Consider the following 14,374-nt stretch of genomic DNA (forward strand, 5'->3'; position numbering starts at 1 on the left):
AAAGAATATCAAGACTACCTAAACTTAACGAATTGATGCGATATCAATCACAAAACGATAGCGAACGTCACTTTTTAAAACACGCTCATAGGCTTCATTCACTTGTTGCATTGGGATTAATTCAATATCTGAAGTAATATTGTGTTTTCCGCAAAAATCAAGCATTTCCTGGGTTTCTGCAATACCACCTATTAATGAGCCAGCCAGGCTGCGCCGCCCCCCTACTAATGAAAATGCACCGACGGGAACATTTTCGTCGGGAACACCCACGACCACCATAACACCATCTCGTCTCAATAATTTTAAATAATCATTCCAATCAATGCCTGCAGAAACTGTGCAAATAATAAGATCAAAAGTGTTGACTAATTTTGAGAAGGTAGCAGAATCGGAAGTCGCATAAAAATGGTCGGCTCCTAAACGCTTGCTGTCTTCTTGTTTTTTAGAGGAGTGGCTAAGCACCGTCACATCGGCACCCATAGCATGAGCCAATTTGACTCCCATGTGTCCTAATCCACCTAGACCAAGAATGGCCACTTTCTTCCCAGGACCAGCCTTCCAATGGCGAAGAGGGGAATAAAGAGTAATCCCGGCACATAAAAGCGGTGCGGAGGCATCGAGCGGTAAGTTGTCAGGAATACGCAAAACATAATCCTTATTGACAACGATCTTGGTCGAATAACCTCCTTGGGTTAAACGGCTACCGTCTCGTTCCATACCATTATAGGTAGGTGTCATACCTTCTGCACAATATTGTTCTAAACCTTCATGGCAGCTATTACATCTTCGACAGGAATCAACGATGCAGCCGACACCTACATGATCACCTGCTTTAAAATGGTTAACATTTTTTCCTACACGCTCCACTATTCCAACAATTTCATGTCCTGGAACCATTGGAAAAAGGGCTCCACCCCATTCATCGCGAACTTGATGGATATCAGAATGACAAATACCACAGTATTGAATAGCGATTAACACATCATTGTCATCTAACTCGCGTCGTTCAAAAGAGAAAGGCTTTAATGGTTCTTTAGCCGAATCGGCAGCATAACCGTGAACTGGAATCATAAATTATCCCTAATATAAATATTTATTTTAAGACATGAGATAGTAGGCTTTCATTTCACAATTTGCAAAAAATTTTAATGGTTGGCAGAACAATAGTCATTGTAGGGAATACATAGTAAAGTACAGTAATTTTTAGGTATTCGCAGTAACTATGGCCAAACTCTATTTTTATTTCGCAGCAATGAACGCAGGAAAAAGTACCGTATTACTGCAAGCTAGCTATAACTATCGCGAACGCGGTATGCAAACCTTATTATATACACCTGCCATCGATACTCGTTATGAGCAAGGTTTTATTCATTCTCGCATTGGCTTATCAGAACAAGCGTTTGCTTTTCATCTTAAAGATAATCTCTATGAAGAAACGAACAAAAAATTAAAACAACAACCCCTGGCCTGCATATTAGTGGATGAAGCCCAGTTTCTAACGCGCGATCAAGTGTATCAACTCACGGATATTACCGATAAGCTAAATATTCCAGTGTTAGCTTATGGTTTACGTACCGATTTCAGAGGTGAATTATTTGAAGGAAGCCAATATTTACTTGCCTGGGCTGATGAACTTATAGAGATTAAAGCGATATGTCATTGTGGACGCAAGGCAACAATGAATTTGCGTATGAATGAGCATGGTCAAGCCATTTCTGAAGGCGAGCAACTTTTAATTGGTGGGAATGAAGCTTATGCTGCGACTTGCCGTTATCATTTTAAATGTGGTCTGGCGAAATAATCTATAGTAATAATTGTGCAATAAAGATACCAATTCCGTCCGATTTTTGATATAATTCGCCGCAACTTTTGGCGGTCCGTGCTAAGGAGTAACGTTGTCTGATTCTATTGCAGTAGATTCCGGGGTAATTTTACCTCGTAATAACATGATGGCGTGGTTAGTGTGCTTGTCAGCAGGTTTGTTTTTCTTTTATGAATTCTTCCAGCTGAATATCTTTGACGTTATCAATCAACCTTTACGCGATGATTTTCACTTAGATGCTGCACAGCTTAGCTGGATGTCTAGTACTTATTTATGGGCCGATATATTATTTCTTCTACCCGCAGGCATTATTCTCGATCGCTTTTCTACACGTCGAGTGATTCTTACCGCAATGGCGGTCTGCGTTATTGGCACCCTCGGTTTTGCAGTGACAAACTCCTTTGCATTAGCGTGTTTTTTTCATTTCCTTTCCGGCATTGGTAATGCTTTTTGTTTCTTATCTTGTGTTGTTTTAGTTTCTCACTGGTTTCCCCCTCGCCGCCAGGCTCTGGTAATTGGCTCATTGGTAACAATGGCTTTTCTTGGTGGGATGATGGCTCACACTCCTTTTGCTCATCTTAATGAATATTATGGCTGGCGACGCTCTTTATTAATCGATGGGGTAGTTGGAGCACTGTTGTTAGCATGGATTTACCTTGTGGTACAAGATAGACCGAACGTGCTTGATAGGCAAAAACAAGCAGTACAACCGTCTATTATTCCAAGTTTTCTGCAAGCGCTTGGTAATCGACAGAATTGGCTGGCGGGTTTGTATACCTGTTTTCTTAATTTACCCATAATGGTACTTTGTGCTCTATGGGGTGCCAGTTATTTACAAACTGTGCATCATTTGCCAGAGATTGCTGCCAGTAATGTGGTAAGTCTTATTTTTATAGGTAGTATCGTAGGTTGTCCTCTCGTTGGCTGGTTATCTGATAATCAGGGACGACGCAAGCCATTGATGCTAGTAGGGGCAATCGCAACGTTATTAACAGTTGTTCCATTGTTTATGGATATTGCTTTATCACAAACCGCATTGAGTATTTTATTTTTTGGCCTTGGATTTTTCAGTAGTACGCAAGTTATTAGTTATCCTCTTATTGCTGAAAGTAACCCTCAAGAAATAACAGGTGCTGCAACGGGGATCGCTTCCGTGTTAATTATGGGGGGCGCCGGAGTCGGCCAAGTGTTATTTGGATTATTAATTCAACATCACGCAGGCATTGCTGCACAAGCTTATACAATTGCCGATTTTCAATATGCAATGTGGATGTTTCCTCTTACAGCAGTCGCCGCTCTGCTTGCTGTATTGTTAACCCGCGAAACTTACTGCAAACGTTAGGACTTAGGAGTTTTTTATGCAGATGGTGGAAGAATATAAAGATGAGAAGTTAACTGCTTCATTCTTGCCATGGTTGGTTTGTTTTAGTGCCTCATTATTCTTCTTTTATGAATTTATTCAAGGCAATATGTTTGCATCGATTGCTGATAACATCATGCATGATTTTCATGTGCAAGCTGACAAAATGGCTTATTTATCAAGTATTTACTATTTGTCGAATGTTATTTTCCTTTTTGTCGCAGGGTTTGTTCTGGATCGATTCTCTACAAAAAAGACTATTCTGTTTGCCATGTTTCTTTGCGTAATGAGTACCTTTATTTTAGCAAACGCACAATCCTTTTATCTCGCTCTATTTTGTCGCTTTGTTACAGGTATTGGCAGCGCATTTTGTTTTCTTGGGCCAATTCGTTTAGCTTCTCGTTGGTTTCCGCCTCGGCGAATGGCTCTGATAACGGGAGCGATTGTAACCATGGCGATGACAGGAGGCATGTTGGCACAGTATCCTCTAACTAAACTAGTCGCCCAAATCGGTTGGCGAGATGCTTTAATGCAGGTGGGGTGGCTTGGAACTGCCATGCTGCTCTTTATGTCTTTTGGCATTATCGAGAAGACAAAGGATGTAGGGCAAAAAATTGCGTCCAAAATTTCCATTGTTGCTGCAGCTAAAAAAGCGTACTTAAACCCACAAACATTAAAAGCAGCGTTGTATACCAGTCTGATGAATATGGCCATTGCTGTTTTTGGTGCCATGATGGGTTCTCTTTATTTAGTACAACGAATGGGCATTGCCAAAGAAGATGCGGCCGTTGTCAACACGATGCTATTCCTGGGGGCAATTATTGGAGGTCCCGTATTAGGCTGGTGCTCAGATAAGTTAGGTTTACGCGTATTGCCAATGAAGATTGGAGCTATCGCATCTTTAATAACAATGTTATTAGTGTTATATGCACCTATTTCTTTACCTTTCATGGAAATTCTGTTCTTTTTATTAGGCTTTTTTACTGCATCTCAAGTTATCAGCTATGCCTTGGTTGCCGAAAGTAGTTCACCCGTCATGACTGCTACGGCAGTGAGTGTTGTTTCGATTTTGACACAAGGTGGTTATATCGTTTATCAAAATTTATTCAGCATTCTGTTAATGCGCCATGGTGAAATGCAAATGATTAATGACGTTCCTGTCTATTCGCTAGGTGACTACCAATTCGCTGCCATTATTTTACCTTTGGGCTTAATTGTGGCATTAATTGCTTTGCTAGGCTTGAAAGAAACGCACTGCCGTCAAATCGAGGAATAAGAAATGCCAGGACGCGTTTGTATTTTATTAATGGATTCTTTAGGGATAGGAGCAAGCCTTGACGCAAATCGCTATGGCGATGAAGGAGCTAATACTTTCGGTCATATTCATATGGCTTGCAATGAGAATCGTGCTGACAAGGAAGGATTACGTAGTGGATCTTTGCAGATTCCAAATCTAACCAAAATTGGTTTATATCACGCGGCAATAGCCAGCTCAGGTGAATCCTTGCTGGATTTGTCTACACTTGCTGAGCCAATTGGGTATTATGGCTATGCCGTTGAACAAAGTTTAGGAAAAGATACCCCTAGCGGCCACTGGGAGTTAGCTGGTGTTCCGGTACGTTTTGATTGGGGATATTTTCCTCATGAACAGCCTTGTTTTCCTAAAAAATTAGTTGATGAATTTATTAAAAGGGCCAAATTGCCTGGTGTTTTAGGAGAAAAGCATGCTTCTGGAACGACCATCATTGACGAACTTGGTGAAGAGCATATTAAAACTGGAAAACCTATTCTTTATACTTCTGCTGATAGCGTGTTTCAAATTGCTGCCCATGAACAAAGCTTTGGATTGCAACGGTTATATGACATTTGTGAAATTGCGCGTGAATTAGTCGATGACTATCAAATCGGCCGGGTTATTGCCAGGCCATTTGTTGGTTCTCCCGGTTCATTCGTCCGAACTGGCAATCGCCGAGACTATGCCACCTTGCCCCCTGCTCCAACGTTGTTAGACGAGCTAAAAAAGGCAGGCAGGGAAGTGATAGCCATTGGAAAAATTGCCGATATCTTTGCTCATCAAGGATTAACCCAAACTATCAAAGCTGATGGTAATATGGCCTTGTTTGACGCCACGCTTGCGGCAATGAAGACTGCTAAAGAAGGCAGTTTGATTTTTACCAATTTTGTAGATTTTGATTCCTCTTATGGGCATAGACGAGACGTTGCAGGTTATGCACATGCGTTAGAACAATTTGATGCTCGACTTCCAGAGTTGATGCAACTACTCAGAGCGGATGACCTTGTGATTATAGCTGCGGATCATGGTTGTGACCCAACCTGGCCAGGTTCGGATCATACTCGAGAGCATATTCCTGTTTTGGCGTTTGGTCCAGGTTGCAGCAGTCAATTTGTGGGACGACGAGATACTTTTGCTGATATCGGACAAACTATTGCTGAACACTTAGCTATTCAGCCCTTACTACATGGTGTATCTTTTATAAATAGTTTGAAATAAAGTATTAGGCCTCTAATAACATTACTCTTTCTATAAGACATTTTTTAACAAGATTTTATCGGGACACCTACGGAAAAATACATGATCTACCCTGCTCCGTTTCTAAATTATTGTGCCTCAATTGATCTTAAGTTGACCTCCTTGCGCAAGACGGTGTTATTCATTTTATGGGTTGAGAAAAAGCCTCTGAAAGCTTATGAAATTTTAGAAAAACTTACGCGAATAAAGCAAAACGCCACGCCACCTTCTGTTTACCGTGTTCTTGACTATTTTGTAGAGGGAGGAGTGGTTCATAAAATTGAATCGATTCAATCTTACACACTTTGTCATGAACCTGAGAAGCATTTACCTTCTGAGATTTTGATGGTCTGTAGTAATTGCTATCAAGTGCAGGAAGTATATAGTACCACTATGCATAATATAGTGCAGAAGCTGGCGCAAGATAATCTTTTTTATCTTGGACAAGATACGATTGAATTAAAAGGAATTTGCGAAAAATGCCACACCAATATTGAGCATTCTGCTTTTAAATAAGAAAAAATTCTTAGCGGTCCATTGATTTTTTTTTTCTCATCCCCATCTAAAGCCCATTCTGTCTTTAACAAGGATATATTTTGGAGCAATATCGCGGCACAACCATCCTCTCCGTCAGACGAGGTAATAAAGTTGTAATTGGTGGCGATGGACAAGTCACCTTGGGAAACACTGTCATGAAAGGCAATGCCCGCAAGGTTCGACGTCTCTATAAAGATAAAGTCATTGCTGGTTTTGCCGGTGGTACAGCAGATGCTTTTACGCTTTTTGAACGCTTTGAACGAAAGCTTGAAATGCATCAAGGACATTTAGTACGTGCGGCTGTGGAATTAGCTAAAGATTGGCGAACTGACAAAATTTTACGTCGGTTAGAAGCACTTTTAGCGGTTGCAGATACTACGTCCTCTTTAATTATTACCGGTAATGGGGATGTAATTGAACCTGAAGAAGGGTTAATTGCAATTGGTTCTGGTGGCCCCTTTGCACAGTCTGCGGCTCGTGCATTGTTGGCAAATACCAAATTATCGGCGATGGAAATCGTGCAAAAAAGTTTAGCCATTGCCGCTGACATTTGCATTTATACCAACCACAATTTAACTATTGAAGAATTGGATAGCGAACAGTGAATAACACAGTAATGATGACTCCTCGTGAGATAGTACAAGAATTAGATAAACATATTATCGGCCAGGATGAGGCGAAAAGAGCCGTTGCCATTGCGTTACGAAATCGTTGGCGCCGGATGCAAATTAAAGATCCTGTTTTACGCAATGAAATTATGCCTAAAAATATTTTAATGATAGGGCCAACCGGTGTAGGTAAAACAGAAATTGCAAGAAGACTGGCAAAATTAGCAAAGGCTCCCTTTCTTAAGGTTGAAGCAACTAAATTTACTGAAGTGGGGTATGTTGGACGTGATGTTGATTCTATTCTTCGCGATTTAATTGATATTGCTGTTAAACAGGAACGTGAATCAGCAATGAAGAAAGTAGAGCATTTGGCCGAAGATGCGGCAGAAGAGCGAATCTTGGATGTGTTATTACCTCCTGCAAGAATCGGCTTGACCGCGAGTGAAAAAGATTCGTCAACCCGCCAGATTTTCCGTAAGCAATTACGTGAAGGTGCACTTGATAATAATGAAATTGAAATTGAATTATCTGCTTCCCAAGTGGGTGTGGAAATTATGGCTCCTCCTGGCATGGAAGAAATGACAAATCAGTTGCAGTCTATGTTTCAGCAGATGGGTTCCGGTCGCACCAAAATGCGTAAATTGACTATCGCCAAGGCAATGAAGATCTTGCGTGAGGAAGAGGCGTCCAAATTAATTAATGAAGAAGATATAAAAACTCGTGCTATTGAAAATGTCGAGCAAAATGGCATTGTCTTTATTGATGAGTTGGATAAAGTGGCAAAACGGGCCGAACATGGCGGTGGTGGTGATGTGTCACGTGAAGGGGTACAACGCGATCTCTTGCCATTGGTTGAAGGAACTACAGTATCCACGAAATACGGTATGATTAAGTCTGATCATATCCTGTTTATTGCTTCAGGTGCCTTTCATGTAGCCAAGCCTTCGGATTTAATTGCTGAATTACAAGGACGCTTACCTATTCGTGTTGAACTTTCAGCCTTAAGTGTTGAAGATTTTGTAAGGATTTTAACTGAACCAAGCGCATCTTTAACTGAGCAGTATGCTGCACTTATGGCGACTGAAGGTTTGGAATTGACCTTTGACCCATCTGGTATTCGTCGTATTGCAGAAGTTGCCTGGAAAGTTAATGAGCGTACCGAGAATATTGGTGCTCGACGATTATATACGGTGATGGAACGTCTACTGGAAGTAATCTCTTTCGAGGCCACTGATAAGGCAGGAGAAACTGTTCATGTTGATGCTGCTTATGTTGAGAAACATCTAGGTAAATTAGTGGATGATGATGATTTAACGCGTTATATTTTATAAGAAATTTGAAGTTGAAAGTAAAAATGGGTTGCATTGCAACCCATTTTAGATGCGAGAGCAAAAGCAAATTAAAAAGCAAACTCTTGAGAGTGTAAATCAGCCTCCGCTTCCGTTTTAGTTGCTTTTGCAAGGGCTTGAATTTCATTTTCAACCGGTGACGGTTTAAAGAAATAGTTAGCCGCAGCTAAACCTGAACCAAGTCCAACAGCGCCACTGGCCAGCGTTGCAGCAGCTATTGCTCCTTTAAGACCACCAATGAAAGCTCCAACACCTGCTGTAGCGAGCGCACCTGGACCTGAAATGGCACCAACAGCCAATCCAATTGCAATACCCGCTGCTGCACCGATAATTGCACCTACTAGGGTGGCAGCAATGCAAACTATAGCGCCAATAATTATTTTGGCACCTAAATTCCAATTTCTACCTAAGCGTATGTTTTCTTTCGCGTATTTGTCAGTAGCCTCGATGATTTCTAGAGGATTAGTTTTTTCCAGAATATCTTTAATAAAGATTGTTGTATTATGAGCAATTTTAATTGCCTTGGAGGCGTCAATTTCTTCCAGTGATTTACCAGCCTGGATCTCAGCTTCGAGTTCAGAAAGCAATACTAGTTTTAAAGCTTGGAGATTACCAAGGAGTGGATTATATTGGGAAAGTTCGGCGATGGTTCTTTCCAGCTCAATTAAATAAGAATTTAAGCTCATGAAATTGATTGCTTTATTAAGTTGCTTATCCTGTACCGAAGCCTGAACGAAGTAGGCTTTGCATTGAGCACGATAGTCTTCTGTTGTTAATGTACCATATAGATATCGTTGAGAAATGTTGCGAATCTGTTCAACGAAAGCTTGCTTATCTTTATTCTTTACAAGGAAATTATCTAAGGCCAAGGTAAGATCACAATAATGCTCAAAATTATCTTTGCGATAGTTATAATCAGGTTGGGTTGTACCGTACAGAATATGGTTAGGTATTTGCCGTTTGAGTAAAGCATGGCGCCAATTAATTGCATCAATATCAGTTTTTGCAGCATTATTGGCTATGAGCTTGCCGCCAAAATGTAGATCTCTTTCCCCAAATGGCATCTCGCGTGCCCTGGCCCAAGGAAGTAGTCTTTCGTAAGCGTCAATTTGTTGTTCATCTAAGGACTTACTCCCCACAGTATAGGGTAGTTGGTGTCCATCATCTTTTAATATTGCTAATGTTTTTGCATTTCCCAGCATTAGCAAGGGTTCATGAAACTCAATTTCACGATTTGCTTCCCATGCTCTTTGTTGTACATCATGATAACCAGGTAAAGTTTCTATCTCGACTTTTGTCCTGTAATGAAACTTCGGTACCAAGGCATCGAAAGCCAGAGGAATAATGGGCTTTTCTTGTAAGGTAATAAAAACTTTTTTAACAATGTCGCACTCACTTAAATCGTGAACCAGGTTCGCACTTGCCAAATTTCCAGCAAATTTCGTGGTTATTTGAAAATTGCCAGGTACAGGATCACGGAAGTCGGCAGTAATTTCTATCATGCCCTTTAATTCAGGATCAGCTTGAATTTTCTTAATAGCGATTAACGCAGAAAGTACACCACGAGAATGCGCAATCAAATTAAGTTGGATGGGCTCGGTTAACTTGAGTCGTTTCAGCTCGGCAATAAATGCATCGGCTTGCTCCTCAACCCCATAAGAAAAGGCACCACCACCATGCACTTGACAGCCATCATAACCAAAAATTTTGGTGTCATTTGAAACATTAGCGATGATATGTTGATAACTTGCGTCACCACCCTCATAAAGGCTAGAGCCTGTGCTATAACCCGTGCCACAAAAAAATCCAATGATATGTTTTGTCATATTTTTTTGAGTTTGGAAAAGGTGCCCTATATTTTAAACAACGTAACTTAGAATAATATTAAGTCGAATAAAAATGGCTCTTTTTTTATTTAGTAAATTTGCTCAGAATGCATGAATTTGCATTTTATTGTAAATATTTATCGCAAAATTGTTAAGATTATGTGTATAATGCAGCCAATCTTGATTAACGAAGTACTATCGTGATTGCCGTATTAGAAGCTTATCGTGCAGGCTTATTGCAGCGCCAACATTGGTTACGCAATATTATTTCAGGGGTTATTGTCGGCGTGGTGGCTTTGCCACTTGCTATGGCATTTGCTATCGCTTCTGGTGCAAAACCAGAACAAGGCCTTTATACTGCTATTGTTGCCGGCCTCTTGGTTTCCTTACTTGGTGGCAGTCGTTTGCAAATTGCAGGCCCTACTGGAGCCTTCATTGTTATTCTTTCAGGCATTACAGCAAAATATGGTATAGAGGGGTTGCAAATTGCAACCTTGATGGCTGGTGTTATCTTGCTTCTCTTAGGGTTAATACGTTTAGGTACAATCATTAAATTCATCCCTGATCCGGTTATTGTTGGATTTACGGCAGGCATTGCAGTCATTATCTGGGTTGGTCAGTGGAAGGATTTCTTCGGGTTACCAGCTGTTTCTGGCACTCATTTTCATGAAAAGCTGTGGCATCTTTTACAAGTTTTTCCTCAGCTTAACTTAACCACGACAGCACTCGCTCTCGTGTCTTTGTTAATTGTAAAATACTCATTTAAGTTGCCGGGGTTGAAACGCGTTCCAGGACCTTTAGTGGCATTGGTGGTTGCAACAAGTTTGCAAGCGATTTTCCATTTTGAAGGTGTGGCAACGATCGGCAGTACTTTTGGTGGTATTCCGCAAGGCTTACCTAGTTTTCATTGGCCTGAAATAACCTTTGCTCGTTTAAATGAATTAATGGGACCTGCTTTTGCTATTGCCATGTTGGGTGCTATTGAATCATTACTTTCTGCTGTAGTGGCTGATGGTATGGCAGGAACCCGTCATAATTCTAATCAGGAGTTAATTGGACAGGGAATTGCAAATATAGCAGCGCCACTATTTGGCGGCTTTGCGGCAACAGGTGCAATTGCCCGAACGGCCACCAATATTCGTAATGGCGGTAGTAGTCCTTTAGCTGGGATTGTACATACAATAACCCTATTAGTAATTATTATTTTCCTTGCACCACTAGCGGTTAATGTTCCTTTGGCTGCACTTGCGGCTATTTTATTCGTTGTTGCATGGAATATGAGTGAAGCACGTCATTTTGTAAAAATGATTAAGCGTGCTCCACGTGCTGATGTGGCGATTTTATTAACAACTTTTGTTTTAACCATTGGACTTGACCTGGTAATTGCCGTTTATGTAGGAGTCTTGTTGGCAATCTTACAATTTTTACGACGTATGGTTTCCAGTGTTGAAGTTCAAGCAATGAGTGACCAAGACTTGCAGCAGGAATTTAAGAATCAGGGATTAAATGTCTTGCCGAAAGATATTTTGGTTTATACAGTAGATGGTCCATTTTTCTTTGGTGCAGCCGAAAAGTTTGAACAGGCATTAGAAAATACTCATACTGAACCTAAAGCCTTAATTATTCGCCTTGGTTGGGTCCCTTTTATGGATATCACCGGCCTGCAAACTCTAGAGGAAGTGATTTCTAATTTGCGACAACGTCAGGTGCGCGTTTTGTTAACTGGAGCTACTTCTACGGTCCAAAGCAAGTTTGAAAAAGCAGGTATTATTACCTTGGTCGGTAAGGAGAATATTGTGCCTGAATTTTCCCAGGCTCTTAAGCTCTGTTCCCAACTATTACCACCCGCTGTCATATCACTTGAACCGAATCCCCAGGGACTTGGTTAAAAAGTTGGTTTAAATTAATGGCTAAAGCTTTTTGCAGTTCAATATCTGTTTTGTCGAGCACATTGCGCCAGGGAGCGGCATGAATCGATTCTTCTCTTTCTAATTCAGAATGTGTTGGTAAACGATAAGGTAAATGTTGAGTTAGCCAGTATAGGCTAACTTGATTTAAGTCACGACTTAACATTAATTCGTCTGCCTCAGTGTTATGAATAAGCTCCAGGCGTATTAATTCATTAATCATGTCATCAACGTTCACGGCAAAGGGCTGTGTACTGGCCGAAATTAATGCTTCTCTTGTTAAACCGCGTCCTGCTTTTTGCGCTAGCCAAAGTTTATACAACCAAAGTAGGGCATGAGAAAAACCTTCAATCGGTATTCCTGGACGCCGTTTATAATGGACTGAAAGAGCATAACTTATTTCCGCACCAAGAAGGGTAATCACCCAAACCCAATAAACCCAAACGAAAAAAATGGGCACGGTTGCGAAAGCACCATACAATAATTGGTAAGTGTTATATTGGGCCAAATAATAGGCAAAAGCTTGTTTTGCAGACTCAAATAAAATGGCAGCGACCACGGCACCCCATAAACCATGAAGAATTTTAACTGGGCAATTAGGTACCACGACATATAAAAAGGTGAACCCCACAAGAGATAACAAAAATGGAATACTATTGAGAAGAATTAAAGGGGCATGATATCCGCGAATGAAAGGTATTGATAAAATATAAGAACTTACGACGAGGCTTAAGCCCAGGAGTATTGGTGCTAATGATAAAATCGCCCAATAAAGTAAGAAGGCTGAAACTCCTTTTCTGGCGGTATGGGCTTTCCAAATTCTATTCATGGCTTTTTCTATGGTTACCATAACCAATAAGGCGGTTACAAATAAAAACACCACTCCCCAAATTGATAATTTTGAAACTTGCGCTGAGAATTGTTGCAAATAATCCTGAATAATTTTTCCTGTTGCTGGAACAAAATTATCAAAGATAAAATCTTGGATGGGACCTGATAAATTCTGGAATACCGGGAATGAGGATAGCAGCGCAAGACCGACGCTCATTAAAGGCACTACTGCAAGAAGACTCGTGAAGGCCAGCGCTGAGGCTCTGTAGGTACAATCGTCTTTAATAAAGTGTTCTATTACAAACAAAATAAAGCGTTTTGCTTCCTGAAATTTTATGAAGCTTTTATTTTTCAAATCCTTGAAAAAGTTAGCTAATTGCATCCTCAATCTCGTTGCTAAATTATTTTGCTGTTCAATAGTTGGGCGTGTCCTCATTGAGAATCCGTCCCGGATTTCATAGTGATTCAAAATCTATTGCATAACATAAGCCAGAATAGCTAAGTTATAAAAGAGATCCTATATTTTTTTACTAAAACCCCCGAAATTCTTTGGTATGCAGATTCAAAAAATCATTGTTTTATTTCTTTTTAACAGAGTAATCATTGATTTATTAAAAATTTTAAAGGATTCTTAGCCAAATTGGTGCTTAAGGAACGCAAAATGCTCACCCTCTATCATAATCCGCGCTGCTCCAAATCACGCGCTTGTTTACAATTGCTTCAGGAGGCTTCTATTCCAGTAGAGGTTGTTGATTATATACGTCAAGGACTATCGTATGACGCATTACAAATGTTTAGCGCAAAATTAGGTTTGTCAGAAATTGTTCGCCAAAATGAAACATTCTACAAGGAATTAAATTTAGCAACAGCAGATGAGAAAACAATTTTACAAGCGATTATTACTCACCCGCAGCTTTTGCAAAGACCAATTGCTGTCTTAGGAGAACAGGTTCTTCTTGCTCGTCCACCTGAAAAAATATGGGAGCTGATTAATGGCTAAACCTTATATTCTTGTCCTTTATTATTCTCGCTATGGTGCAACAGCTCAGCTTGCCCAATATATAGCTCGAGGTGTTGAAAGTATTGATGGCCTTGAAGCAAGATTGCGGACAGTACCCCCGGTTTCTGCAACCTGTGAAGCCGTGGACAAGACGGTGCCAGATAGTGGTGCGCCTTATGTAAGCTTGGATGATCTTCGTGATTGTCAGGGACTGGCATTGGGAAGTCCAACTCGTTTTGGCAATATGGCCTCACCACTTAAATATTTTTTAGATACGACAACCCCTTTATGGCTTGCTGGTGATTTGGTCGATAAACCTGCCTGCGTTTTTTCTTCCTCAGCATCTATGCATGGTGGTCAAGAAACAACACTAACAAGCATGATGTTGCCCTTGCTTCATCATGGCATGATGATTATTGGTTTACCTTACACAGAACCTACTCTTAGCACAACACAAACAGGTGGTACGCCTTATGGTGTAACACACGTTGCAGGTACTTCCAGTAACAATCCTCTTAGCCAGGATGAAATGGTTCTTGCAAAGCAATTGGGGAGAAGGCTTGGTAAAATTGCGAAACAACTTGTTTTATAATGTATAGGTGAA

Annotated in this window: 13 protein-coding genes; 10 read left to right on the plus strand and 3 right to left on the minus strand. The window is 40.6% G+C overall.

What is annotated here, in order from left to right:
• Nucleotides 1-24: 24 nt before the first annotated feature.
• Complete coding sequence (locus PXX05_RS00520; RefSeq protein ID WP_275089107.1) at nt 25-1,071, minus strand: NAD(P)-dependent alcohol dehydrogenase; 1,047 nt, start codon at nt 1,069-1,071, stop codon at nt 25-27.
• Nucleotides 1,072-1,222: 151 nt separating this feature from the next.
• Between PXX05_RS00520 and PXX05_RS00525 the strand changes: the two genes are divergently transcribed.
• From PXX05_RS00525 to hslU, 7 genes are all read left to right on the plus strand, one after another.
• Nucleotides 1,223-1,801 carry a thymidine kinase gene (locus PXX05_RS00525; protein ID WP_275089108.1) on the plus strand — a complete coding sequence of 193 codons (579 nt, stop codon included), beginning with the start codon at nt 1,223-1,225 and terminating at the stop codon, nt 1,799-1,801.
• 94 nt (nt 1,802-1,895) lie between these two features.
• Nucleotides 1,896-3,164, plus strand: coding sequence for an MFS transporter (locus tag PXX05_RS00530; RefSeq protein ID WP_275089109.1), 1,269 nt, complete (start codon nt 1,896-1,898; stop codon nt 3,162-3,164).
• Between the two features lie 16 nt (nt 3,165-3,180).
• Nucleotides 3,181-4,458 carry an MFS transporter gene (locus PXX05_RS00535; protein ID WP_275089110.1) on the plus strand — a complete coding sequence of 426 codons (1,278 nt, stop codon included), beginning with the start codon at nt 3,181-3,183 and terminating at the stop codon, nt 4,456-4,458.
• A 3-nt stretch (nt 4,459-4,461) separates the two neighbouring features.
• On the plus strand, nt 4,462-5,694 hold the full coding sequence (locus PXX05_RS00540; protein ID WP_275089111.1) for a phosphopentomutase: 1,233 nt from the start codon (nt 4,462-4,464) through the stop codon (nt 5,692-5,694).
• Between the two features lie 81 nt (nt 5,695-5,775).
• Nucleotides 5,776-6,228 (plus strand): transcriptional repressor, encoded by a 453-nt coding sequence (locus PXX05_RS00545; RefSeq protein ID WP_275089112.1) that lies wholly within the window; start codon nt 5,776-5,778, stop codon nt 6,226-6,228.
• An 80-nt stretch (nt 6,229-6,308) separates the two neighbouring features.
• Nucleotides 6,309-6,854, plus strand: a complete 546-nt coding sequence (hslV, locus tag PXX05_RS00550) for an ATP-dependent protease subunit HslV (RefSeq protein WP_275089113.1) — start codon at nt 6,309-6,311, stop codon at nt 6,852-6,854.
• A 14-nt stretch (nt 6,855-6,868) separates the two neighbouring features.
• The gene (gene hslU / locus PXX05_RS00555; protein ID WP_275090434.1) at nt 6,869-8,188 is read left to right on the plus strand and encodes an ATP-dependent protease ATPase subunit HslU; all 1,320 of its coding nucleotides are present in this window, start codon (nt 6,869-6,871) and stop codon (nt 8,186-8,188) included.
• Between the two features lie 68 nt (nt 8,189-8,256).
• On the opposite strand, the gene PXX05_RS00560 is transcribed toward hslU, so the two are convergent.
• Nucleotides 8,257-10,032 (minus strand): hypothetical protein, encoded by a 1,776-nt coding sequence (locus PXX05_RS00560; protein ID WP_275089114.1) that lies wholly within the window; start codon nt 10,030-10,032, stop codon nt 8,257-8,259.
• A gap of 200 nt (nt 10,033-10,232) precedes the next feature.
• On the opposite strand from PXX05_RS00560, the gene PXX05_RS00565 reads away from it, so the two are divergent.
• Nucleotides 10,233-11,921, plus strand: coding sequence for a SulP family inorganic anion transporter (locus PXX05_RS00565; protein ID WP_275089115.1), 1,689 nt, complete (start codon nt 10,233-10,235; stop codon nt 11,919-11,921).
• On the opposite strand, the gene PXX05_RS00570 is transcribed toward PXX05_RS00565, so the two are convergent.
• The gene (locus PXX05_RS00570) at nt 11,884-13,152 is read right to left on the minus strand and encodes a YihY family inner membrane protein (protein WP_420844637.1); all 1,269 of its coding nucleotides are present in this window, start codon (nt 13,150-13,152) and stop codon (nt 11,884-11,886) included. The two genes, PXX05_RS00565 and PXX05_RS00570, sit on opposite strands and share 38 nt — an antisense overlap.
• 279 nt (nt 13,153-13,431) lie before the next feature.
• Between PXX05_RS00570 and arsC the strand changes: the two genes are divergently transcribed.
• Together arsC and wrbA are read left to right on the plus strand one after the other, a co-directional pair.
• On the plus strand, nt 13,432-13,770 hold the full coding sequence (gene arsC / locus PXX05_RS00575; RefSeq protein ID WP_275089117.1) for an arsenate reductase (glutaredoxin): 339 nt from the start codon (nt 13,432-13,434) through the stop codon (nt 13,768-13,770).
• Nucleotides 13,763-14,362 carry an NAD(P)H:quinone oxidoreductase gene (gene wrbA / locus PXX05_RS00580; RefSeq protein ID WP_275089118.1) on the plus strand — a complete coding sequence of 200 codons (600 nt, stop codon included), beginning with the start codon at nt 13,763-13,765 and terminating at the stop codon, nt 14,360-14,362. The genes arsC and wrbA overlap by 8 nt, the downstream gene beginning before the upstream one ends.
• Nucleotides 14,363-14,374 lie beyond the last annotated feature (12 nt).

It is taken from the genome of Legionella cardiaca (genome assembly GCF_029026145.1).
In the GTDB taxonomy this organism is placed as follows: domain Bacteria; phylum Pseudomonadota; class Gammaproteobacteria; order Legionellales; family Legionellaceae; genus Tatlockia; species Tatlockia cardiaca.

What these genes read in the sequence shown, in the direction of transcription:
- arsC (WP_275089117.1), top strand. Translation starts at nt 13,432, where the DNA reads ATGCTCACCCTCTATCATAATCCGCGCTGCTCCAAATCACGCGCTTGT.
- PXX05_RS00520 (WP_275089107.1), bottom strand. Translation starts at nt 1,071, where the DNA reads ATGATTCCAGTTCACGGTTATGCTGCCGATTCGGCTAAAGAACCATTA.
- PXX05_RS00570 (WP_420844637.1), bottom strand. Translation starts at nt 13,152, where the DNA reads ATGCAATTAGCTAACTTTTTCAAGGATTTGAAAAATAAAAGCTTCATA.
- PXX05_RS00560 (WP_275089114.1), bottom strand. Translation starts at nt 10,032, where the DNA reads ATGACAAAACATATCATTGGATTTTTTTGTGGCACGGGTTATAGCACA.
- wrbA (WP_275089118.1), top strand. Translation starts at nt 13,763, where the DNA reads ATGGCTAAACCTTATATTCTTGTCCTTTATTATTCTCGCTATGGTGCA.
- PXX05_RS00545 (WP_275089112.1), top strand. Translation starts at nt 5,776, where the DNA reads ATGATCTACCCTGCTCCGTTTCTAAATTATTGTGCCTCAATTGATCTT.
- PXX05_RS00535 (WP_275089110.1), top strand. Translation starts at nt 3,181, where the DNA reads ATGCAGATGGTGGAAGAATATAAAGATGAGAAGTTAACTGCTTCATTC.
- hslU (WP_275090434.1), top strand. Translation starts at nt 6,869, where the DNA reads ATGACTCCTCGTGAGATAGTACAAGAATTAGATAAACATATTATCGGC.
- PXX05_RS00540 (WP_275089111.1), top strand. Translation starts at nt 4,462, where the DNA reads ATGCCAGGACGCGTTTGTATTTTATTAATGGATTCTTTAGGGATAGGA.
- PXX05_RS00525 (WP_275089108.1), top strand. Translation starts at nt 1,223, where the DNA reads ATGGCCAAACTCTATTTTTATTTCGCAGCAATGAACGCAGGAAAAAGT.